The 418-nt window shown below is 58.1% G+C and carries 1 protein-coding gene; it reads left to right on the forward strand.

What is annotated here, in order from left to right; translation table 11 throughout:
- On the forward strand, positions 1-418 hold a 418-nt coding region (locus HA050_RS21760; RefSeq protein ID WP_205836567.1), incomplete at both ends, for a hypothetical protein.

A 418-nucleotide genomic window follows, 5' to 3' on the forward strand; every position in this document is an offset into this window, starting at 1 on the left:
ATCTGGCCGTGATCAGCACGCTGGCGATTGCTGCACTTTCCAGCGCTCAGATCAGAGTGCTGACCACCGATCAAGTGGCGCATCTGACCACGGATCAGGTTGTCAATATCACGACCAGCTCGCTGGCAGGCTTAACCACCGATCAGGCAGTGGCGCTGACCACGGCACAGGCTGTCGAGCTGACCTCGCGTCAGGTTGCTGCACTGAGTACTACTAATATTGCCGCACTGGAAACCCGCGATCTGGCTGTACTGACCACCACTGCGGTGGCTGCGATGACGACTAACCAGGTGCGTGCACTGACCACGGATCAAACTGTTGCGCTGACCACGGATCAGGCCGCGACGCTGTCTTCATCACAAATTGCCGCGCTCTCCACTGGCAGTGTGGCGGCTCTTGAAACCCGTGATTTAGTGGT

It is taken from the genome of Iodobacter violaceini (assembly GCF_011601265.1).
Lineage (GTDB): Bacteria > Pseudomonadota > Gammaproteobacteria > Burkholderiales > Chitinibacteraceae > Iodobacter > Iodobacter violaceini.